The organism is Streptomyces auratus (assembly GCF_050433025.1).
GTDB lineage: Bacteria > Actinomycetota > Actinomycetes > Streptomycetales > Streptomycetaceae > Streptomyces > Streptomyces sioyaensis.
This window is the reverse complement of the sequence record NZ_JBNGCB010000001.1, coordinates 1,067,520-1,090,026: the sequence shown is the minus strand read 5'-3', so window position 1 is coordinate 1,090,026 and position 22,507 is coordinate 1,067,520. Positions and strand designations below refer to the sequence as shown.

Annotated in this window: 19 protein-coding genes; 15 read left to right on the top strand and 4 right to left on the bottom strand. The window is 71.6% G+C overall.

Annotation, left to right across the window (positions count from 1 at the left end; translation table 11 throughout):
- Positions 1-26: 26 nt before the first annotated feature.
- On the bottom strand, positions 27-1,334 hold the full coding sequence (locus tag BKA18_RS04470; RefSeq protein ID WP_366047447.1) for a glycoside hydrolase family 27 protein: 1,308 nt from the start codon (positions 1,332-1,334) through the stop codon (positions 27-29).
- Between the two features lie 179 nt (positions 1,335-1,513).
- Here BKA18_RS04470 and BKA18_RS04465 point away from each other — a divergent pair, with 179 nt between their 5' ends.
- The 6 genes from BKA18_RS04465 to BKA18_RS04440 all read left to right on the top strand — a co-directional run bounded on the left by BKA18_RS04465 (position 1,514) and on the right by BKA18_RS04440 (position 9,524).
- Positions 1,514-3,085, top strand: coding sequence for a phytoene desaturase family protein (locus BKA18_RS04465; protein ID WP_366047446.1), 1,572 nt, complete (start codon positions 1,514-1,516; stop codon positions 3,083-3,085).
- Between the two features lie 188 nt (positions 3,086-3,273).
- Positions 3,274-4,377, top strand: a complete 1,104-nt coding sequence (locus tag BKA18_RS04460; protein ID WP_366047445.1) for an NAD(P)H-dependent flavin oxidoreductase — start codon at positions 3,274-3,276, stop codon at positions 4,375-4,377.
- A 19-nt stretch (positions 4,378-4,396) separates the two neighbouring features.
- Positions 4,397-5,956, top strand: coding sequence for an acyl-CoA synthetase (locus tag BKA18_RS04455; protein WP_366047444.1), 1,560 nt, complete (start codon positions 4,397-4,399; stop codon positions 5,954-5,956).
- An 89-nt stretch (positions 5,957-6,045) separates the two neighbouring features.
- Positions 6,046-7,605, top strand: a complete 1,560-nt coding sequence (locus BKA18_RS04450) for an acyl-CoA synthetase (RefSeq protein WP_366047443.1) — start codon at positions 6,046-6,048, stop codon at positions 7,603-7,605.
- A gap of 109 nt (positions 7,606-7,714) precedes the next feature.
- A complete protein-coding gene (locus BKA18_RS04445; protein WP_366047442.1) occupies positions 7,715-8,512 on the top strand; it encodes a VOC family protein in 798 nt (265 codons plus the stop codon).
- A 169-nt stretch (positions 8,513-8,681) separates the two neighbouring features.
- Entirely contained in the window at positions 8,682-9,524 is an 843-nt protein-coding gene (locus tag BKA18_RS04440; protein ID WP_366047441.1) for an alpha/beta fold hydrolase, read from the top strand.
- Positions 9,525-9,607: 83 nt separating this feature from the next.
- Here BKA18_RS04440 and paaK read toward each other — a convergent pair whose 3' ends face one another.
- Complete coding sequence (gene paaK / locus BKA18_RS04435) at positions 9,608-10,924, bottom strand: phenylacetate--CoA ligase PaaK (protein WP_366047440.1); 1,317 nt, start codon at positions 10,922-10,924, stop codon at positions 9,608-9,610.
- A gap of 120 nt (positions 10,925-11,044) precedes the next feature.
- Here paaK and BKA18_RS04430 point away from each other — a divergent pair, with 120 nt between their 5' ends.
- Entirely contained in the window at positions 11,045-11,743 is a 699-nt protein-coding gene (locus BKA18_RS04430; protein ID WP_366047439.1) for an alpha/beta fold hydrolase, read from the top strand.
- A gap of 309 nt (positions 11,744-12,052) precedes the next feature.
- Entirely contained in the window at positions 12,053-12,685 is a 633-nt protein-coding gene (locus tag BKA18_RS04425) for a chorismate mutase (RefSeq protein WP_366047438.1), read from the top strand.
- A gap of 79 nt (positions 12,686-12,764) precedes the next feature.
- Here the strand turns inward: BKA18_RS04425 and BKA18_RS04420 are convergent, their stop codons facing one another.
- Positions 12,765-14,402: an acyl-CoA synthetase gene (locus BKA18_RS04420; RefSeq protein WP_366047437.1), complete on the bottom strand. Its 1,638-nt coding sequence runs from the start codon at positions 14,400-14,402 to the stop codon at positions 12,765-12,767.
- 162 nt (positions 14,403-14,564) lie between these two features.
- On the opposite strand from BKA18_RS04420, the gene BKA18_RS04415 reads away from it, so the two are divergent.
- The 5 genes from BKA18_RS04415 (at position 14,565) to BKA18_RS04395 (ending at position 18,931) form a co-directional block, all read left to right on the top strand.
- A complete protein-coding gene (locus BKA18_RS04415; protein WP_366047435.1) occupies positions 14,565-15,365 on the top strand; it encodes a crotonase/enoyl-CoA hydratase family protein in 801 nt (266 codons plus the stop codon).
- A 24-nt stretch (positions 15,366-15,389) separates the two neighbouring features.
- The gene (locus BKA18_RS04410) at positions 15,390-16,337 is read left to right on the top strand and encodes a Zn-ribbon domain-containing OB-fold protein (protein WP_366047544.1); all 948 of its coding nucleotides are present in this window, start codon (positions 15,390-15,392) and stop codon (positions 16,335-16,337) included.
- Complete coding sequence (locus BKA18_RS04405) at positions 16,337-17,386, top strand: thiolase domain-containing protein (protein WP_366047434.1); 1,050 nt, start codon at positions 16,337-16,339, stop codon at positions 17,384-17,386. Before BKA18_RS04410 ends, BKA18_RS04405 begins: the two co-directional genes overlap by 1 nt.
- Positions 17,386-18,552, top strand: coding sequence for a thiolase domain-containing protein (locus BKA18_RS04400; protein ID WP_366047433.1), 1,167 nt, complete (start codon positions 17,386-17,388; stop codon positions 18,550-18,552). Before BKA18_RS04405 ends, BKA18_RS04400 begins: the two co-directional genes overlap by 1 nt.
- A gap of 139 nt (positions 18,553-18,691) precedes the next feature.
- The gene (locus tag BKA18_RS04395) at positions 18,692-18,931 is read left to right on the top strand and encodes a DUF397 domain-containing protein (protein ID WP_093481976.1); all 240 of its coding nucleotides are present in this window, start codon (positions 18,692-18,694) and stop codon (positions 18,929-18,931) included.
- Positions 18,932-18,986: 55 nt separating this feature from the next.
- Here the strand turns inward: BKA18_RS04395 and BKA18_RS04390 are convergent, their stop codons facing one another.
- The gene (locus BKA18_RS04390; RefSeq protein ID WP_366047432.1) at positions 18,987-19,886 is read right to left on the bottom strand and encodes an oxidoreductase; all 900 of its coding nucleotides are present in this window, start codon (positions 19,884-19,886) and stop codon (positions 18,987-18,989) included.
- Between the two features lie 364 nt (positions 19,887-20,250).
- Between BKA18_RS04390 and BKA18_RS04385 the strand changes: the two genes are divergently transcribed.
- Both BKA18_RS04385 and BKA18_RS04380 read left to right on the top strand, forming a co-directional pair.
- The gene (locus BKA18_RS04385; protein WP_366047431.1) at positions 20,251-21,282 is read left to right on the top strand and encodes a hypothetical protein; all 1,032 of its coding nucleotides are present in this window, start codon (positions 20,251-20,253) and stop codon (positions 21,280-21,282) included.
- A complete protein-coding gene (locus BKA18_RS04380; RefSeq protein ID WP_366047430.1) occupies positions 21,279-22,502 on the top strand; it encodes a hypothetical protein in 1,224 nt (407 codons plus the stop codon). The genes BKA18_RS04385 and BKA18_RS04380 overlap by 4 nt, the downstream gene beginning before the upstream one ends.
- Positions 22,503-22,507 lie beyond the last annotated feature (5 nt).

Sequence of the window (22,507 nt, the reverse complement as noted above, 5' to 3'; positions counted from 1 at the left end):
TGCGGCGGGTCCGCCGGCCCGCCGGCTCAGCCCGGGGTGACCCGGTAGAGCACCGTGCTGTGCGGCGGCACGTCCCGCGCCACGATGGTCCCGTCGCTGTGCGTCCGGCGGCCGGTGACCAGATCGTGCAGCCGGTAGGACCCGGCATCCGGCAGACCGGCCGCGGCGGCCGTGACGGACAGGGTGCGCGGCGTGTCGCCCGAGTTGAACAGCGCGATCGCCCCGTCGCGGTTCTTCAGTGGCTTGGCCAGCACCGTCGAGCCGCCGTCCTGTTGCACGACACGCCCCTGGACGCCGAGCGCGTCCTGGTCGACGGCGATGACCTTCTTGTTCCCGAGCACCTCTCGCGCCTGCGGGGACAGCCGGGCGATGTCCGTGCTGGAGATCAGCGGCGCGGCCATCATCGCCCACAGCGACATCTGGCTCTGGATCTCCTCGCGCGTCAGGCCCGTGTCGCCGGCCAGCAGGAAGTCCGGGTCGTTCCATCGGCCCGGCTTCTGGAGGTCGGCCAGCTTCGCGTTGTAGCGGAAGTTGTAGAGGATGGAGGACCACTTCGCGGCCGGGGTGTGCTGCTGGAGCGCCACATCCCGCCCCTCGCGCCACAGGTTGCCGACCTCGGCCGACCAGCCGATGACCCGGTGCCAGACGCTGTCCCCGTCGTACTGGAAATAGGCCGGTGCCGACACCGAGAAGGTCATCGGCCGGCCGGAGTCCCTGAGTGCCCGGCTCATCTGCCCGTACAGATCCCGGTAGGTCTCCTCCTTGGTGTGCCCCGCCGCCACCGGCACGTTGCAGCCGTCCGCCTTGACGTAGTCCACCTTCCACTGGGCGAACTGCCGTGCGTCCTGGGAGAAATGGCCGAGACTGCCCGGGAACTTCTCACACGTGAGGGTGCCGACGTCCGTATAGATTCCGAACTTCAGTCCCATACGGTGCAGCTTCCGCCCCAGATACGCCATCCCGTGCGGGAACTTCTGCGGGTCCGCCACCAGCTCGCCCCGGGAGCCGCGCGCTTTGCTCATCCAGCAGTCGTCGACGGTGACGGTGCGGTAGCCCCTGTCCGCCAGCCCCGTACGGACCAGCGCCCGCGCATTGTCCAGGACCGTCTTCTCGTCGATCCGGCACATGTAGTAGGACCAGTCGTTCCAGCCCATCGGGGGTCTCGGGGCCAGATTCGGGTACGTCCCGGTGGCCTGCGCGGCGCCCGGCGCGCGGGCCGGATCGGGGGCGGCCGAGGCCGGCGCGGGAGCCGCGAGCAGCCCGGCGGAGCAGGCGGCGACGGCGGTCAGTCCGGCGAGGGTACGGCTGGTGCGGGGTACCGGGGAACGGGACACGGGTCACCTCACGGGTGGGCGGGACAGCTGAGGGGAGGACGGCCGCGGGCGGTGCCGGGGCGGAGCACGGCCGGACGCTAGGAGCACCCCCCAGCCCGGTCAAGAAGCCGCACCGACCGGGGAGAAGGTTTCAGCCGCGTGCACCTGGCGACCCTGATCGGCGCGTGCTACCAAGAGGCATGCCGGATAGGACTTCGTATGACGCGGTCATCGTCGGCGGCGGGCACAACGGACTCGTCGCCGCCGCCTACCTCGCACGCGCCGGGCGCAGCGTGCTGGTGCTGGAGCGGCTGGACCACACCGGTGGTGCCGCCGTGTCGACCCGGGCGTTCACCGGGGTCGACGCCCGGCTGTCCCGCTACTCCTACCTCGTCAGCCTGCTGCCACCGAAGATCGTGCGGGACCTCGGGCTGCGCTTCGCGGTCCGCAAACGCACCGTCTCCTCCTACACCCCCGCCGTGCGCGACGGCCGCCCCACCGGACTCCTCGTCGGCAAGGGCGAGGCCCACACCCGTCGGGCCTTCGCCGAACTCACCGGATCCGACCGGGAGTTCACCGCCTGGCAGAGCTTCTACGGCGCCACCCGGCGGCTCGCCGGGCGGGTCTTCCCCACGCTGACCGAGCCGCTCCCCACCCGCGAGGCGCTCCGCGCCGTCATCGACGACGACGCCCTCTGGCACGCCCTGTTCGAACGCCCCCTGGGAGAGCTGGTCGAGGAGACCTTCACCGACGACCTGATCCGCGGTGTGGTGCTCACCGACGCCCTCATCGGCACCTTCGCCGGCGCCCATGACCCGTCGCTGCGGCAGAACCGCTGCTTCCTCTACCACGTCATCGGCGGCGGCACCGGCGACTGGGACGTCCCCATCGGCGGCATGGGCGCCCTCACCGATGCCCTGGCCGACGCCGCCCGCCGGGCCGGCGCGGAGATCGTCACCGACTGCGAGGTGACCGGTATCGCGACGGACGGCCGGACCGCGGAGGTCAGCTCCGCGGCGGGTACGATCGGCGCCCGCCGGGTCCTGGTCAACGCCGCCCCGCGGGAGCTGGCCCGCCTCCTGGGCGAGGCCCCGCCGCCACCCGCCGAGGGCGCCCAGCTCAAGGTCAATATGCTGCTCACCCGGCTGCCGCGGCTCCGGGACACCCGGGTGGACCCCCGCGAGGCGTTCTCCGGCACCTTCCACATCGCCGAGGGCTACCGCCAGCTGGAGGACGCCTACCGGCAGGCCGCGTCCGGCGCGCTGCCCGCCGCCCCGCCCTCGGAGATCTACTGCCACTCGCTGACCGACCCCTCCATCCTCGGCGCCGACCTGGTCCGCCAGGGCTACCAGACGCTCACCCTGTTCGGGCTGCACACCCCCGCGCGCCTGTTCACCGCCGACACCGCCGAGAAAGCCCCCACCCGCGACCGCCTCCTGGCCGCCACCCTCGCCGAACTGGACACCCATCTCGCCGAACCGCTCGCCGACTGCCTGGCGTACGACGCCGAGGGCCGCCCCTGCATCGAGGCCAGGTCCCCGCTCGACCTGGACCGCGAACTGGGCCTGCCGGGCGGCAACATCTTCCACCGCGACCTGGCCTTCCCGTACGCGGATCCGGAGGGCGAGCAGGCCGTCGGCGCACCGGCCCGCTGGGGCGTCGCCACCACGCACCCCACCGTCCTGCTCTGCGGCGCGGGCGCGGTGCGCGGCGGGGGAGTGAGCGGGATCCCGGGGCACAATGCGGCGATGGCGGTGCTGGAGGAGGGGTGATCCCCGGGAATACCACCAGCCTCCACCCCGTTGTGGCCCCGCAGGGGGCCCTCGTGACCCTTACGGGATCTGTTCCCCCAAGCCCTAGAGGACGCCCTTCGGGCACCCCCTGGCCGGCTCCCACCACTTTCTGACGCTGCATCAGGAAATCTCTTCCCTCACACGGCCCGCTGCGGCATTCTTCGCGCATGCAGACGGAGCTGAGCAACACGCTGGGGATCGAGCACGCCGTCTTCGGGTTCACGCCCTTTCCCGCCGTCGCCGCCGCGATCACCCGGGCCGGCGGGTTCGGGGTGCTCGGCGCGGTCCGCTACACCGCCCCGGACGCGCTGGCCCGCGACCTCGACTGGATGCAGGACCACACCGAGGGGCTGCCGTACGGGCTCGATGTGGTGATGCCCGCCAAGAAGGTGGCCGGCGTCAGCGAGGCCGAGGTCGAGGCGATGATTCCGGAAGGGCACCGCCGCTTCGTCACCGAACTCCTCGACACCCACGGGGTACCGCCGCTCGCGGAGGGCGAGGCGTCCGGCTGGCGGATCACCGGGTGGATGGAGGAAGTCGCCCGCACCCAGCTCGATGTGGCCTTCGACTATCCGATCAAGCTGCTCGCCAACGCCCTCGGCTCCCCGCCCCCCGACGTCGTCCGGCGCGCGCACGACCACGGCATCCTGGTCGCCGCGCTGGCCGGCAGCCCCCGGCACGCCCGGCACCACAAGGACGCCGGCATCGACCTCGTCGTCGCCCAGGGATACGAGGCGGGCGGCCACACCGGCGAGATCGCCACCATGGTCCTCACCCCGGAGGTCGTCGCCGCCGTCGACCCGCTGCCGGTGCTCGCGGCCGGCGGCATCGGCACCGGCGAGCAGATCGCCGCCGGGCTCGCCCTCGGCGCGCAGGGCGTCTGGCTCGGCTCGGTCTGGCTGACCTGCCAGGAGGCCGAGCTGCATTCCCGGCGGCTGACCGCCAAACTGCTCGCCGCCGGGCCCGGTGACACCGTCCGCTCCCGCGCCCTGACCGGCAAACCCGCCCGCCAGCTGCGCACCGCATGGACCGACGCCTGGGACGACCCGAACGGCCCCGGCCCCCTCCCGATGCCGCTCCAGGGCCTGCTGGTCGCCGAGGCCAACTCCCGTATCCAACGGCACGAGGTCGAGCCGCTGCTGGGCACCCCGGTCGGCCAGATCGTCGGCCGGATGAACAGCGAACGCAGCGTGCAGGCGGTCTTCGACGACCTCACCCGCGGCTTCGAGCGGGCCATCGACCGCATCAACCGCATCGCCGGACGCGCATGAACCCGAGGAGGACAGCGGAATGACCCCAGGCTCCCCACCGCCCAACGGCTTCTGGGCGCAGGCCACCGCCGCCCCGGACCGCACGGTCCTGATCACCCCGGACGGCGAGGAATGGACCGCGGGCCGGCTGCACGCCGCGAGCAACCAACTGGTCCACGGGCTGCGTGCGGCGGGCCTGGAGCGCGGCGACGCCTTCGCCGTGGTCCTCCCCAACGGCGTCGAACTCTTCACCGCCTACCTCGCCGCGTCCCAGGCCGGTTTCTACCTCGTCCCCGTCAACCACCATCTGGTCGGCCCGGAGATCGCCTGGATCGTCGCCGACTCCGGGGCGAAGGTGCTGATGGCGCACGAGCGGTTCGCGACGGCGGCGCGGCAGGCCGCCGACGAGGCGGACCTGCCGGCCGGACAGCGCTATGCCGTCGGCGACATCGACGGCTTTTGCCCCTACGCCGAACTCCTCGACGGACAGCCGGAGTCCGCGCCCGCCGACCGCACCCTGGGCTGGGTGATGAACTACACCTCCGGCACCACCGGACGCCCCCGCGGCATCCGCCGCCCGCTGCCCGGCATCCCGCCCGAGGAGACCTACCTCGGCGGTTTCCTCGCCATCTTCGGCATCGAACCGTTCGGCGACAATGTCCATCTGGTCTGCTCGCCGCTCTACCACACCGCCGTTCTGCAATTCGCCGGTGCCTCCCTGCACATCGGCCACCGCATCGTCCTGATGGACAAGTGGACGCCGCAGCGGATGCTCGCCCTGATGGACGCGCACCGCTGCACCCACACCCACATGGTCCCCACCCAGTTCCACCGGCTGCTCGCGCTGCCCGCCGAGACCCGGGCGGCGTACGACGTGAGCGCCATGCGGCACGCGATTCATGGCGCCGCGCCCTGCCCCGACCACGTCAAACGCGCCATGATCGACTGGTGGGGCGGCTGCGTCGAGGAGTACTACGCGGCGAGCGAGGGCGGGGGCGCCTTCGCGACCGCCGAGGACTGGCTCAAGAAGCCCGGAACGGTCGGCAAGGCCTGGCCGATCAGCGAGCTGGCCATCTTCGACGACGACGGCAACCGGCTGCCCGCGGGCGAACTCGGCACCGTCTACATGAAGATGAGCACCGGCGGCTTCCGCTACCACAAGGACGAGGACAAGACGCAGCAGAACCGGATCGGGGACTTCTTCACCGTCGGCGACCTCGGCCACCTCGACGAGGACGGCTTCCTCTTCCTCCGCGACCGCAAGATCGACATGATCATCTCGGGCGGCGTGAACATCTACCCCGCCGAGATCGAATCCGCCCTGCTCGGCCACCCCGCGGTCGCCGACGCGGCCGCCTTCGGCATCCCGCACGACGACTGGGGCGAGGAGGTCAAGGCCGTCATCGAACCCGCCGAGGGCCACCGGCCGGGCCCCGAGCTGGCCGCCGACATCCTGGCCCACTGCGCGCGCCGGCTCGCCGGCTACAAGCGTCCCCAGTCCGTCGACTTCATCACCGTCATGCCGCGCGACCCCAACGGCAAGCTGTACAAGCGCCGGCTGCGTGATCCGTATTGGGAGGGACGCGAGCGCGCCGTCTAGTGGTGGCGGGACGCGAACGCGCCCTCCAGCGGCGCTCGCCGGCGGCCGGGTGCCTTGACCCCGGGTGGGACGCGGTCGAGGATCGCGCCATGATGCGAGCGCGGAGCAATACGGTCGACGGAGTCCTGCGGCGCAGCGCCCGCCGAGTGCCCGGGCGGACCGCGGTGCGTTACGGGGCGCGCGCCTGGACGTACCGGGAGCTCGACGACGCCGTGACCGCCGCGGCCCGGGTGCTGCTGGCGGACGGCCTGCGGCCCGGCGACCGGGTCGCGTCCTACGGGCACAACTCCGATGCGTATCTGATCGGCTTTCTGGCCTGTGCCCGCGCCGGCCTGGTACACGTGCCGGTCAACCACGGCCTCACGGGCGAGGATCTGCACTACATCCTGGACCAGTCGGGCAGCGCGCTGGTGCTCACCGACGCCGCACTGGCGGACCGGCTGCCGGACTCCGTACGCCGCATGCCGCTGTACGGGAGCCCCGACGGGCTGCTGGAGCGGCTCGCGGCCGACGGGGCGGCCGAGGACGCCGGCCCGTTGCCGCCGGCCGAGGTGCCCGACGACGCCCTGGTCCAACTCCTCTACACCTCGGGGACCACCGCCCTCCCCAAGGGCGCGATGATGACGCACCGTGCGCTGGTGCACGAGTACACCAGCGCCGTCGTCGCCCTCGACCTGAAGGAGACGGACCGGCCGCTGCACTCGCTGCCGCTCTACCACTCCGCGCAGATGCATGTGTTCCTGCTGCCGTATCTGGCCGTCGGAGCGGAGAACACCATCCTGGACGGCCCCGACCCGGACCGGATCTTCGACCTGGTGGAAGCGGGCCTGGCCGACAGCCTGTTCGCGCCGCCGACCGTATGGATCGCGCTGGCGAACCACCCCGGCTTCACCACTCGTGAGCTGAGCGGACTGCGCAAGGCCTACTACGGCGCCTCGATCATGCCGGTCCCCGTACTGGAGCGGTTGCGCGCCCGGCTGCCCCAACTCGCCTTCTACAACTGCTTCGGGCAGAGCGAGATCGGGCCGCTGGCCACCGTCCTCGGCCCGGACGAACACGAGGGCCGGATGGATTCCTGCGGGCGGCCGGTGCTGTTCGTCGAAGCACGGGTGGTCGACGAGGCGGGCCGGGAGGTGCCGGACGGCACCCGGGGCGAGGTCGTCTACCGCTCCCCGCAACTGTGCACCGGCTACTGGGACAAGCCGGAGGAGACCGCGGAGGCGTTCCGGGACGGCTGGTTCCACTCCGGGGACCTCGCCGTCCGCGACCCGGAGGGCTATTTCACGGTCGTCGACCGGGTCAAGGACGTCATCAACTCCGGCGGCGTCCTGGTCGCCTCGCGCCAGGTGGAGGACGTGCTCTACGAGCATCCACAGGTGGCCGAGGTCGCGGTGATCGGACTGCCGGACGAGCGCTGGATCGAGGCGGTGACCGCGGTGGTGGTACGGCGTCCGCACGGCGCGGGCGGCGCCGGGAGCGCGGACGGCGGCACCGGGGTGGTGGGGGAACAGGAGCTGATCGAGGCGGTCCGCGCCCGCCTCGCGCCGTTCAAGGCCCCCAAACGGGTGATGTTCGTGGACGCGCTGCCGCGCAACGCCAGCGGCAAGGTCCTCAAGCGCGAGCTGCGCGCACGGTTCGGCGCCCCCTGAGCCGACCGGGCGCGGCCGGCGTGAAGGGCGATTGTCAGTGCCCCCTGCCATGCTGAAAAACGGCGGGAACCAGCCCTGCACGTCACCATCGCGCAACGGAGGACCACCCATGCTGACCACCAACTACGTCCCGGGCACACCGAACTGGCTCGACCTCGGGGCCCCCGACATCGACGCCGCCGTCTCCTTCTACTCCGCCGTGTTCGGCTGGACCTTCCAGTCCGCCGGCCCGGATGCCGGCGGATACGGCTTCTTCCAGCTGGGCGGCAAGACCGTCGGTGCTGTCGGCCCGCTGATGGAGGAGGGCGCCTCCTCCGCCTGGACCGTCTACTTCCAGACCCCCGACGCCGACGCCACGGCCAAGGCGGTCGAGCAGGCCGGCGGCGCGGTGCGGGTGGCGCCGATGGACGTCTTCACCTCGGGCCGGCTGGCGGCCTTCACCGACCCGACGGGCGCCGACTTCGCCGTATGGCAGCCCGGCGACGTCCAGGGCCTCGACACGGTCATGGAACCGAACACGCTGTGCTGGACGGAGCTGTACACCACCGATGCGGCCAAGGCGAAGGACTTCTACGGCTCGGTCTTCTCCTGGGCGTACCAGGACATGCCCATGGGCAGCGACGCGGTCTACTCCCTCGTCTCCGCACCGGGTGGAGGCAAGGCCGACGACACCGGACACGGCGGCATCATGCAGCTCCAGCAGGAGAATCTGCAGGCCGGTTCGACGTCGGAGTGGCACCCCTACTTCGCGGTCACCGACTGCGACGCCACCTTCGCCGCGGCCACCGAGCACGGCGCCACGGCCATGATCTCGCCCACCGATGCCCCGGGCGTCGGCCGGCTGGCCATGCTCATGGACCCGGCAGGCGCCCCGTTCGCCCTGATCAAGGGGGAGCCGACGACCTGACCTGAACCGAACCGCAGTCCGTCGCACGCCGCCGGTCGCACGCCGCCGGTCGCGGGCCGCCGAGGGCGACCCGTCCGCCCTGCGGGGAAAATGCCACGCCCCCAGTGGTCCTCACGGCCTACCGTCGTGCCCCGGGGCAGCGGAATGCACGACGGAGAGAGCGGACGCGGTGGGTGCACAACACCAGGAACGGTGGACGGCGTCGGGAGTCAGGCTGCGCCAGGTCACCTCGGGTGCCGGGCGTGGCAACTGGCTGTTCGTGCCCGGCGGGCCGGGGCTGGGATCCGAGTTCCTGCTCGGCCTGGTGGAGGCGGCTCAGGTGCCCGGAGCCGCCTGGCTGGTCGATCTGCCCGGCGACGGCTCCAACCGTGGCGTTCCCGCGCTTCCCGCCGAGCCGTACGCCCACTGGCCCGGATCCCTTGCGGAGGCCGCACAGGCCCTGGACGAGGTGATCATGGCCGGCCACTCCACCGGAGGCATGTTCATGCTCTCCGTCCCGGAACTCGAAGGCCTGCTGACCGGCATGGTGCTGATCAGCAGCGCCCCGCATGCCGGCTGGCGTCCCGGCTTCGCCCGCTACGCCGAGGATCACCCGCTCCCCGATGTCACCACCGCCGCCGAGCGCTACGCCCGGCAGCCGGACGATCACCACCTCCGTGCCCTGACACTCGCCGCCGCGCCATGGAACTTCCGCCCCTCCGCGCTGGCCGACGGCCGGGCGCTGCTGGCGGACCTCGCCTACTGCCATGACGCGGTGGCCTGGGCCGATGCCCACTTCGACGACGGCTACCGGGCCCGCTGGCAACCGGAGACCCTCCCCACCCTGATCCTCGGCGGTGCCCAGGACCACGTCGTCGACCAGCGGATCTGGCAGGACCAACCCTGCTTCCACGGCCCGCACATCCTGCACCGCCGGATCGCGGACGCCGGCCACTTCCCCTGGGTCGAGAACCCCGGCGCGGTCCGCACGGCCTTCGCCGACCTCGCCGCCCGCCTGGACCTCCCGGGCTGAACGCCCGCCCGATGGAGCCGTGCGTACAACTGGGGCGTGTCGTTCGGATCATGGCGGGCTCGCCCTGATCCAAACGGCATCCCCTAGCCCCGGTCCCGCGGCCGGGCGTCCACGATGCGCTTGATCTTGCCGACCGAGCGCTCCAGAGTCTCCGGATCGACGATCTCGACCGCGACCGAGACGCCGATTCCGTCCTTGACGGCGCGGGCGATCAGGCCGGCGGCTGCCGTGCGCTCCTGGAGGGTGGCGTCCGGCCGGGCCTCGGCGCGCACGGTCAGCTGGTCCAGCCGCCCCTCGCGGGTCAGCTTCAGCTGGAAGTGCGGGGCGACGCCCGGAGTGCGCAGCACGACCTCCTCCACCTGCGCCGGGAAGAGATTGACCCCACGCAGAATGATCATGTCGTCGCAGCGGCCGGTGACCTTCTCCATCCGGCGGAAGGCGGGGCGCGCGGTGCCGGGCAGCAGCCGCGTCAGATCACGGGTGCGGTAGCGGATGACCGGCATTGCCTCCTTGGTGAGCGAGGTGAACACCAGCTCGCCGTGCGTCCCGTCCGGCAGCACCTCGCCGGTGATCGGGTCGACGACCTCCGGGTAGAAGTGGTCCTCCCAGATGTGCAGCCCGTCCTTGGTCTCCACGCACTCCTGGGCGACGCCGGGCCCCATGACCTCCGACAGGCCGTATATGTCCACGGCGTCGATGGCGAACCGCTCCTCGATCTCGCGGCGCATCTCCTGTGTCCACGGCTCGGCGCCGAAGATGCCCACCCTGAGCGAGGTCGTACGGGGATCGATGCCCTGCCGCTCGAACTCGTCCAGCAGGGTGAGCATGTAGGACGGGGTGACCATGATGATCTCGGGGCGGAAGTCCTGGATGATCTGCACCTGCCGGCTGGTCATCCCGCCGGACGCCGGTACGACCGTGCAGCCGAGCCGCTCCGCGCCGTAGTGCGCGCCCAGACCGCCGGTGAACAGGCCGTAGCCGTAGGCGATGTGGACGGTGTGCCCCGGCCGTCCGCCGGCCGCGTACAGGGAGCGGGCGACGACATCCGCCCAGCGGGAGAGGTCACCTTCGGTGTAGCCGACGACGGTGGGGCGGCCGGTGGTGCCGCTGGAGGCATGGAGACGGCGTACCTCCGCCCTGGGGACGGCGAACATTCCGAAGGGGTACTGGGAGCGCAGATCGTCCTTGACGGTGAAGGGGAAGCGGGCGAGATCGTCGAGCGAGTGGCAGTCCTGCGGGTGCAGCCCGGCGCGTTCGAAGGACTCCCGGTAGAACGGGACGTGGTCATAGGCATGCTGCAACGAGGCGCGCAGCCGGGTCAGTTGCCGCTCGCGCAACGCGTCCAGGGAGAGCCGTTCCGCCTCGTCGAACGTCTCACTGCCCTCAGCCGCTGCCGGCATGGAGTTCACCGCCTCATATCCCTACCGATCATTCGGTAGTCGCGTGCTGATCCAAGTAATCAGCGCGCGGCGAACACGTCAAGGGGCGTGGCGCGGCCGGTGCGCGGGTAGCGTCCGCGCATGAGTGACGTCCGGAAGGTGCAGGTCGGTGAGGTCCAGCTGGCATATCGGGTGTGGGGTGAGGAGGACGCCCCGCCCGCCGTGCTGCTGCACTGTCTCGGGGAGGACGGCGAGGACTGGCGCGGTGTCGTCGGCCGGCTCGCCGGCACCCATCGTGTCTTCGCCCTCGATCAGCGCGGCCACGGCCACAGCGACTGGCCCGGGGAGTACGGCTTCGCGCGGTGGCGGGACGACGCCATCGGGTTTCTGCAGGCGCTCGGCCTGGAGCGGGTGATCCTCATCGGGCACTCGCTGGGCGCGGTGGCCGCACTGCTGGTGGCCGCGGACCGGCCCGAGCTGGTGGACCGGCTGGTCCTGGAGGAGGCCGTCCCGCCGCGGCCCGCCGACCCGCCCCAGGAGGTGCCCGAGCAGCCGGAGGGCCCGGAGCCGTTCGACTGGCAGGCCAAGCTGGCGGTGGCGGCGGAGCGCAATGGGCCCGATTCCGCGTGGTGGGAGGCGGTGGCACGGGTCACCGCGCCGACCCTGGTCATCGCCGGCGGCGAGACCGGCCAGGCCCCGCAGGGACACCTCGCCGAGCTGGCCGAGCGGCTGCCCGATGGCCGCCTGGTGACGGTGGAGGGCGCCGGTCACCTCGTCCACGAGGAGCGCCCCGGGGAATTCCTCGCCGCGGTCAACTCGTTCCTCGCGCCGCAGTCTTAGGGAGGGGGCGGGGCGTACCGCCAGGGAGGGGTCGGACCGTTCCGCCGGGGAGGTGTGCACCGTTCCGCTGGGGAGCAACGCACCGTTCCGCCGGGGAAGGTCCGCACCGCTACACCTGGCCCTGCCGGGCGGACGACGGGCCCCGCGTCCACACGTACCGGCCGTGCCGCACGGAAAACGTACCGGCCGTGCCGCACGGAAATGCCCCTCGGCGCGACGATTGCCCGGTCTTGCCGGCGGCGCGGCCATACGCTGACCGGGACTTCCCCCGGAGTCCCGGAGGCCCGGGGATCGCGAGAAAGGCCCATCGTGCAGCTGACCCCCTCGATACGGAGCGCCCTGGCAGCCGGCGCCGCCGTGACCGTCCTGTTCGCCGGAGCCGGGGCGGCCGCCGCGGCCCCAGCCGCCCCGAAGGCCCCGGCGACCGCCCCGGCCGCCGCCACCGCACACTCCCCGTACGCCCAGCTCCGGCCGCTCGCCACGTTCTCGGCGGAGCGGCTGGCCACCGCCGATCTGGTGGCCGCGGCGAAGTGGGGTACCGGCAGTCCGATCGACGACCCGGCCCGTGAGCAGGAGGTGCTGAAGAGCGTGGCGGAGCAGGCCCGGCAGCTGGGCGCCGATCCCGCGGCGACGACGCGGATCTTCCGGGACCAGATCGAGGCCAACAAGGTCGTACAGCGCGGGCTGTACCGCCAGTGGGACGCGAACCCGGCGCAGGCGCCGACCGAGCGGCCCGATCTCCAAGAGGTGCGTAAGGAGATCAACCGCGTCAACGGCGAGCTGGTGCGGGCCATCGCCGCCTCCCCGCACGCCCGCTCGGCGCCGTCCTGCACCCCGCTGCTGACCGTCGCCGCCGCACAGGTCCGCGCGGAGCGGCAGCTGGACGGGCTGCACACGGTGGCGCTGGCCCGTTCGCTGCCGTCGGTCTGCGCCGGAGCCTGAGCCCCGCGGCAGCCCGCCCGGCGGCGGACGGCCCGGCAGGCGGCGGACGGCCCGGCAGGCGGCGGGCGGACCGGCAGGCTCAGGCCGTCCGTTCGCCCGCTGCCACCGCCTTCGCCCAGCGGTAGTCCGCCTTGCCGCTGGGGGAGCGCCGGATGTGGTCGGTGAAGACGACGGCGCGCGGAATCTTGTAGCCCGCCAGCCGGGCCCGGCAGTGGAGCTGTATCGCCGCGAGGTCCAACGGTGCGGCTCCCGGCCGTAGTTGGACCACGGCCGCGACCCGGTTGCCCCACCGTTCGTCCGGCACGCCCGCCACCAGCGCGTCGTAGACGTCCGGGTGGGCCTTCAGGGCCTGCTCGACCTCCTCCGGATAGATCTTCTCCCCGCCGGAGTTGATGCACTGCGAGCCGCGGCCGAGCACGGTGACGATGCCCGCCTCGTCGACGGTGGCCATGTCGCCGAGCAGCACCCAGCGCTCACCGTGCGCCTCGAAGAAGGTCTCGGCGGTCTTCTTCGGGTCGTTGTAGTAGCCCAGCGGCACGTGCCCGCGCTGGGCGAGCCGTCCCACCTCGCCGACCGGAACCGGCTCGTTGGTCGCCGGGTCCACCACCGCCGTACGGGCGTTGACCTGAAGCCGGAATCCCTTGTCGGGGCCGGAGTCGGCGGTGGCGGTGCCGTTGAAGCCGGATTCGGAGGAGCCGAAGTTGTTGAGCAGCAGGGCGCCCGGGACCAGCGCGCTGAACTGGGCGCGGACGGTCTCCGAGAGGATCGCGCCGGAGCTGCTGACGGCGAACAGCGAGGAGCAGTCGGTGCCCGATAACGGCCCGGCGAGCGCGTCGACCAGCGGGCGCAGCATGGCGTCACCGACCAGGGAGACGCTGGTGACCCGCTCCCGCTCGATGGTCCGCAGCACCTCCTCGGGCACGTACTTGCGGTGCAGGACGACCTTCTGCCCGAAGTGGAAGGCGATGAACGCGGTGAGGGTCGAGGTGCCGTGCATCAGCGGGGGAGTGGGGAAGAAGACGAGACCGGCGCCGCCCTCGCCGCCGGCCGCGACCCGCTCGGCCAGTTCCTGCGGCCGCCGAACCGGCTCACCGGTCGGAGCCCCGCCGCCCATCCCGGAGAAGAACAGGTCCTCGTGGCGCCACATCACGCCCTTGGGCATGCCGGTGGTGCCGCCGGTGTAGATGACCATCCGGTCGTCGGCGGAGCGCGGCCCGAAGCCGCGCGCGGGGGAGCCGCCGGCCTCGGCGTCCGCCAGCGCGACGGGTGTGATCGACGGTTGCCGAGCGCCCTCGGGCGGGGTGCCGACCCGGACCAGATGCCGCAGCCGGGGCGCCCGCGGAAGGGCGGCGGCCACCCGCGCGGTGAACTCCGCGTCGAAGACCAGGGCCGCCAGGTCGGCGTCCCGGTAGAGGTAGACCAACTCCTCTTCCACATAGCGGTAGTTGACGTTGACCGGGACGGCGCGGATCTTCAGACAGGCGTAGAGGGCCTGGAGGTAGCCGACGCCGTTGTACAGGTGCAGTCCGACGTGCTGACCGGGTCCGATGCCGTGGTCGGCGAGGTGGTGCGCGAGACGGTTGGCGGCGCGGTCCAGTTCGGCGTAGGTCAGCCGTCGTTCGGCGCCGGAGCCCGGATGGTCGACGTACACCAGCGCCTCGCGGTCCGGCACCGTGTCGACGATCGACTCGAAGAGGTCGGCAAGGTTGAACTCCACGTCTCCTCCAGACCGGGCGGCGTCGGCTTGGCGGTCATTAGAGCGCCGGCCGGAGGAGCTGGGAAGGGCCGCAGCCAAGAAATCTGACTGCCTGTCAGAAAAGCCTTGAAGTCGCCGTGCGGCTCCTGCACCCTGTTCTGCGTCGTGAGACGGGAGGCCCTCATGGGCGGGACGGAACATCTGACTGTGGCGCGCACCGGCGCGACCCTGGTGCTCACCCTCAACCGGCCGGAGGCGAAGAATGCCCTCTCGCTGCCGATGCTGGTGGGCCTGTACGACGGCTGGGTCGCCGCCGACGAGGACGACGCGATCCGCTCCGTCGTCCTCACCGGCGCCGGCGGCACCTTCTGCGCCGGAATGGACCTCAAGGCCCTGGCCGGTGACGGCATGGCCGGTGAGCAGTACCGCGACCGGCTGCGCGCCGACCCCGATCTGCACTGGAAGGCGATGCTGCGCCACCACCGCCCCCGCAAACCCGTGATCGCCGCCGTCGAGGGCCACTGCGTCGCCGGCGGCACGGAGATCCTCCAGGGCACCGACATCCGCGTCGCCGGCGAGAGCGCCACCTTCGGGCTCTTCGAGGTCCGGCGCGGGCTGTTCCCGATCGGCGGCTCCACCGTCCGCCTCGCCCGCCAGATCCCCCGCACGCACGCCCTGGAGATGCTGCTCACCGGCCGGCCCTACCCCGCCCACGAGGCCGCCCGCATCGGCCTGATCGGCCAGGTGGTGCCCGACGGGACCGCGCTGGACAAGGCCCTGGAGATCGCCGCACTCATCAACGGCTGCGGCCCGCTGGCCGTCGAAGCCGTGAAGGCATCCGTCTACGAGACCGCCGAGATGACCGAGGCCGACGGACTCGAGGCCGAACTCGCCCGCGGCTGGCCGGTCTTCGACACCGCCGACGCCAAGGAGGGCTCACGGGCCTTCGCCGAGAAGCGCCCACCCGTCTTCCGGCGCGCCTGACCCAAGGAGAACCGCATGCCACAGGTGCCAGAGGTCCTCACGGCGCCCCTCGTCGTGGAATTCCCCTTCACCCGCTCGCTCGGCCCCGTCCTGAGCGCCTTCCTCACCGGACTGCGCGAGCGCACCGTCCTCGGTGTGCGGGCGGGCGACGGGCGGGTGGTGGTCCCGCCGACCGAATACGACCCGGTGACCGCCGAGGAGCTCCGTGAGCTGGTCGAGGTCGGCAGCAGCGGCACCGTCACCACCTGGGCCTGGAACCCCTCCCCGCGCCGCGGCCAGCCGCTGGCCACCCCCTTCGCCTGGGTCCTGGTCCGGCTCGACGGCGCCGACACCGCACTCCTGCACGCACTGGACGCCCCCGGCCCCGACGCCGTACGCACCGGGATGCGGGTCCGCGTCCGCTGGGCCGCCGAGCGCACCGGCGCGATCACCGACCTCGCCTGCTTCGAACCGGACGACGGCCCCGCCCGCGACGCCCGGCCGGCCGGGCACAGCGGGGAGTTCGCGGACCCCGTCGCCACCCTCACCGCCCCCGCCCGGCTCGACTACACCTACGCGCCCGGCCGCGCCCAGTCCCGCTACCTCCAGGCGCTCGCCGGCCACCGGACCGTCGGCGAACGCTGCCCCTCCTGCCGCAAGGTCTACGTTCCACCCCGCGGCGCCTGCCCCACCTGCGGCGTCGCCACCGGCACCCAGGTCGAGGTCGGCCCCCGCGGCACCGTCACCACCTTCTGCATCGTCAACATCAAGGCCAAGAACCTGGACATCGAGGTCCCCTACGTCTACGCCCACATCGCCCTGGACGGCGCCGACCTGGCCCTGCACGCGCGCATCGGCGGCATCCCGTACGACCAGGTCCGCATGGGCCTGCGGGTGGAACCCGTGTGGACCGAGGGCGGCCGCTTCCCCGACCACTACCGCCCCACCGGCGAACCCGACGCCGACTACGACAGCTACAAGGAGCTGATCTGATGCGCGAGGTCGCCATCGTCGCCTTCGGTCAGAGTGTGCACGTCCGCGACAGCGCGGAGACCTCCGAGGTCGAGATGCTGATGCCGGTGCTCCACGACGTCCTGGCACAGACCGGCCTGGCGGCCCGGGACATCGACTTCACCTGCTCCGGCTCCTGTGACTACCTCGCCGGCCGTGCCTTCTCCTTCACCATGGCCCTGGACGGCGTCGGCGCCTGGCCGCCGATCTCCGAATCCCATGTCGAGATGGACGGCGCCTGGGCGCTGTACGAGGCCTGGGTGAAGATCCTCACCGGCGAGGCGGACACCGCACTGGTCTACGCGTACGGCAAGTCCTCGCCCGGCGACCTCCGCGAGGTCCTCACCCGCCAGCTCGACCCCTACTGCGTGGCCCCGCTGTGGCCCGACTCCGTCGCGCTCGCCGCCCTCCAGGCCCAGGCGCTGATCGACGCGGGGCTGACCGACGAGCGGGCGCTGGCCGGTATCGCGGCCCGCAGCCGTACGGCCGCCGAGTCCAACCCCCACGCCCAGCTGCGCGGCGCCGGGCCCGCCGGGGAGCCGCTCGTCGCCCCGCTGCGGACCGGCGACTGCCCGCCCATCGGCGACGGCGCCGCCGCCGTCGTCCTCGCCGCCGGCGACGCCGCGCGCCGGCTTACCGCCCGCCCCGCCTGGATCCGCGGCCTCGACCACCGCATCGAGGCGCACAGCCTGGGGGTGCGCGACCTCACCGACTCCCCGTCCACCCGGCTCGCCGCCGAGCGCGCCGGCGCCTTCGAACGTCCCCTGGACACCGTCGAGTTGCACGCCCCCTTCACCTCCCAGGAAGTCGTGCTGCGCCGCGCCCTGGACCTCGACGCGGCGGACGGCACGGTCCGGATCAACCCCTCCGGCGGCGCGCTGGCCGCCAACCCCGTCATGGCCGCCGGCCTGATCCGGCTTGGCGAGGCCGCCGCCCGTATCCACCGGGGCGCATCCGACCGCGCCCTCGCGCACGCCACCTCGGGGCCGTGCCTGCAGCAGAATCTGGTCGCCGTCCTGGAGGGTGAGTGATGAGCAAGGAGCCCGTGGCCGTCACCGGCATCGGCCAGACCGCACACGTCGCCGCACGGCGCGATGTCTCCCTCGCCGGACTCGTCCGGGAAGCGGCCCGACGCGCCCTGGACGACGCCGAGTTGACCTGGGCGGACATCGACGCCGTGGTGATCGGCAAGGCCCCCGACTTCTTCGAGGGCGTCATGATGCCCGAGCTGTACCTCGCCGACGCCCTGGGCGCGGTCGGCAAACCGATGCTGCGGGTGCACACCGCCGGTTCGGTCGGCGGCTCCACCGCCCTGGTCGCCGCCAACCTCGTCGCGGCCCGGGTCCACCGCACCGTCCTCACCCTCGCCTTCGAGAAGCAGTCCGAGTCCAACGCCATGTGGGGACTGTCCCTCCCCATCCCCTTCCAGCAGCCCCTGCTGGCCGGCGCCGGCGGCTTCTTCGCCCCGCACGTCCGCGCGTACATGCGGCGCACCGGCGCGCCGGACGCCATCGGCTCCCTCGTCGCCTACAAGGACCGCCGCAACGCCCTCAAGAACCCCTACGCCCACCTCCACGAGGAGGACATCACCCTGGAGAAGGTCCAGGCCTCGCCGATGCTCTGGGACCCGATCCGCTACTCCGAGACCTGCCCGTCCTCCGACGGCGCCTGCGCCATGATCCTCACCGACCGCGCCGGAGCCGCCCGCGCACCGCACCCGGCGGCCTGGGTGCACGGCGGGGCGATGCGCAGCGAACCCACCCTCTTCGCCGGCAAGGACTTCGTCTCCCCGCAGGCCGGCAAGGACTGCGCCGCCGACGTCTACCGGCAGGCCGGCATCACCGACCCGCGCCGGCAGCTCGACGCGGTGGAGATGTACGTCCCCTTCAGCTGGTACGAGCCGATGTGGCTGGAGAACCTGGGCTTCGCCGAGGAGGGCGAGGGCTGGAAACTCACCGAGTCCGGCGTCACCGAACTCGACGGCGATCTCCCCGTCAACCCCTCCGGCGGGGTGCTGTCCACCAACCCGATCGGCGCCTCCGGGATGCTGCGCTTCGCGGAGGCCGCCCTCCAGGTACGCGGCCGGGCCGGCGACCACCAAGTCGACGGCGCTCGGCGGGCGTTGGGCCATGCCTACGGCGGCGGCTCCCAGTTCTTCGCGATGTGGCTGGTCGGCGCCGACGCACCGGCCACCTGACACCCCCGGGGGAGGAGCGCACCGGCCCCGCTGCGCCCCTCCCCGGACCACCACTCCACCGCCGCGCCACGTGCCCTGTCCGTCCCCGGACACACTGGCTAGGCTGACCGCGGACGACGAACCGGGAGGAGCGGGAATCGTGGCCGACAGCATCACCGAGCAGCGGCTCGCGGGCGGGCCCAGGCCCGACCTCGACCTTGCGCAGGCCGAATGGCAGTCGAGCACCCAGGGCGTGGGCGATGTACAGATCGCCTTCGTCGAGGGCTATATCGCGATGCGCAACCGCCGCAGTCCGGAGATCCCGGCACTGATCTTCACCCCCGCCGAATGGCGCGCCTTCGTCCTCGACGCCCGCGAGGGCGCATTCGATCTGACCTGACCTGGCGCCGTCGTGCCGCGTGCCCCTGCTCAGGCGTGACCGCCGGCAGCCGGCATCAGGGCGCAGCGCTGTCGATCGAATCGAGAAGTCCGACTTCTTCCGCTGTCAGATCGAGTGCGCCTGCCGCCAGGTTGTCGATGAGGTGGTCCGGGTTGCCAGTGCCCGGGATGGCCAGGACGTGTTTGCCCTGCCGCAGCGTCCAGGCCAGGCGCACCTGCGACGGCGACACCCCGTGCGCCCGGGCGACGGTGCGGACCTGTGCGTGCTCGGCGCGGACGGCGCCTGCCTCACGCCCCTCCCCGGCGAGGGAGAAGAAGGGCACGAACGCGATGCCGTGTGCGGCGCACGCCCGGAGCATCTCTGCGCCGGCCCGCGCGTCGACGCCGTAGCGGTTCTGTACGCAGACCACGGGGGCGACCGCCCGGGCCTGGGCCAGGTGGGCGGGGCGGGCATTCGAGATGCCGAGATGGCGGATGAGCCCGGCCGCACGCAGCTCGGCGAGGGCCCCGAAGTCCTCACTGATCGAATCCTGACCCATGACACGCAGGTTGACCACGTCGAGGTGGTCGCGGCCGAGCTGGCGCAGGTTCTCCTCGACCTGGCCGCGCAGCTGATCGGGACGCGCCGGGGCGGTCCACTCGCCGGACGCGTCCCGTACGGGGCCGACCTTGGTGGCGATGACCAGGTCGTCCGGGTAGGGGGCCAGCGCCGAGTTGATCAGCTCGTTGGCGGACCGCAGCCGGGAGAAGTAGAACGCCGCGGTGTCGAGGTGATTGACGCCGAGGTCGACCGCCCGGCGTAGTACCCGGATCGACTGGCCGCGCTCGCGCGGGGTGCCCTGGTGGAAGGCGGCGCTGCCGGTCAGGCGCATGGCACCGAAACCGATCCGGTTGACCGTGCGGTCTCCGAGCACCCAGGTGCCCGCGGCCCCCGCACAGACTGTCTCCGACGTCATCTCCACCCTCAGCTCCTTCGGAACGGCCCCGCGCCCGGTGGCGGTTCGGGGCGCGGCAGGCGTGGAGTATGCCCAGGTGAGAGCGGTGACGAGAAGGCACCTGGCGGCGGAGGAATGTCACAGCGAAACCGGGAATCCGTGCCCGGCCCAGCACGTTCTCACTGGTGACGCGTTCCCGTACCGCCCCGGGCCCAAGGCTGCGACTATGGAACCTGCAAGCGCGCTGAAGCCTTGCGGCTGCGGCGCCGGAACATCGGACGGACGGGCACCCTCCACATCGGGTCGAACGGGACGAGTTCACAGCCCCGTTGAGGGTGGCGCTCTGTGCATCGTCCGATATGTGTGCAGCGGGGGAGGACGGCAAATGACCACAGGAGCGCCGGCGGCTGCGGGGCCGGATGACGAAGGGCGCGATCCAGAACCACGTCAGCTGAATGATGCCGAAGGCGATGCGGGCGCATTACGCGACGCCGCAGCAGCATCTCCCTCAGCAGCACATGAGAATGAGGAACCGTCACCGGACCTGGACGGGGCTTTTGGGGCTTCCGGAACTTCCAGGGCTGCCACCAACACCACCACAGAGCCCGGGAACGATGAGGAATCATCCTCCCGACCCACCATGGGCCGGCGCTTTCGACGGTGGCTGGGCACGGTGCCAGGGCTGGCCGCGTCCACGGTGGTCACGACGGCATGCGCGGCAGCCACGACCGCTGCGTTCACCGGCGGGGTCCATCTGTGGTCGGAGCCGGCGTCCGTCTCCACCACCGTGGAGACCGATCCCTTGCGCATCGACGCCGAAAAGACTCTCGTACAGCTCATTCCCGCTGACCGATTCGATCGCACGAGACCCGACAAAGGGTGCGCGGGATTCTGGGACTGGGCACGGAAACGGGGCGCGGTGGACGACGGAAGCACGATGCTGCAACTCACCGTGACCAACAGCGGGTCCAATGCGGCACTGATCACCGGAATGCGGGCCGAGGTGCTCTCCCGGACCCCTGTTTCCCACATGGTCGAGGCCACGTGTCCGACACAGGGTGAAGCCCAGGTGTACGCCGTGAACATGAATCTCGACGAACCGCAGCCGGTCGGCGTCTATCAAAAAGAGGGAAAGCATCATCCACTGGACTTCACCGTCGCGGCAGGAGAGCTGGAGACCTTTCTGGTGACGGCCGACATCACGCACGGCGCATCGAAGTGGAAACTCGCTGTCGATGTGGTGGAGGACGGCCACAAGCGGACTCTCGTGGTGGACAACGACGGCAAGCCCTTCGCTACAGCGGCACGCCCGAAGGGAATTGAGTCCTGGACGCTGGATCCTCACGCCAACGGTGACTGGCACGCAGCGGGGCATGTGGAAAGCGCCTCGGGTCGTCCGCAGGGCCGGACATCGTGAACGGACCGTTGCGCTCTGCATCGGGGGCCGACCCCGGGCAGCAGGTCGGCAAGCGGGCCCTGAGCAGGCCGGCAATCATTGCCGTGCTGGCGCTGGCGGCGACGGTCGGCATCCTGCTTGCCCTGCTGGTCTTCCCCGCTGAATCCGGCACGGGCGCCGGCGGTGCGGGACACCTGGGAAAGACCCCTGCGCAGTTCATCGCTCCCCATCCCGCGCCACTCCGCACGGTCGTAGCGGGGCAGCCCGTCACCCGGGTGGCCGCGGGCCTCCATTCGCTGGCCTATGGCACCAACACCGGCGGGGTCTATCTCGAGTCGGGGCGCTCGGGGTTACGGCGGATTGCCGTACTCACCCGGCCCGTGGAAGTGCTTTCCTTTGACTCCACCGGCCGCTGGCTCGCCGCTGCCGACACCGCTATGCAGCTCGCCGTGGCAGACACCCGCCACCCCCAGGCCCCGGTCCTCAGACAGCGATTGCAGGTGGCGTCCCGCTATTACAGCGGTCTGCCTCCGCGGATGCTCGCGATCGATACCACCGGCAGCCACGTCGCGGTGCAGACGGACATGATCGCCGTTTACAGTCTGCGGGACCACCGCCCCCCGCACTGGCTGGACTTCAGCAACCCGTGCGATTCCCCCGATGACCTCGCCTTTGTCAAAGGCGATCTCATCGCGGCAACTCAGGGTTGCGTCAACGTGTGGAATTCCTCAACTCTGCGACTGTATCGCCGGGCTTACCCGCCCACCACCGGCAAAGCACGCATCGGTCACGGACGCGTCCTGTACGGCACCTTCAGCCACGTCTTTCTGCTGAACTACCGCGCGACCGACCCGCTGCCCCACCCGCCCGTCCCGGGCCCCGAAAACCCCAAGCCCGAACTGGGCCGTGTCATCGCCGACAAGACCATCAGCAGCCGGCGAAGTCCGGTACAGCCCCTCGCTGACGACGGCCGGATCGCTGCCGCCGAACAGGATTTCCGCCTGACATTCTGGGATACCGTTTCCCACCGAATCCTGGGCCACACACCTCTGCCCGTCTCGCCCTCGTGCGCAGCGGACAAAAAGCAGGCTACCGCGCAGTTCTACTCCTCCCTCTCACCGGACAACAAAACATTGACGGTAACCGCCGTTTGTGGTCCGGCACGCACGGGATTGGCCCCTGAAGAAGAACAACGCCGCACCACCTACCATCACTGGGAAATCGCCTATCCGACACCGTGATCGGA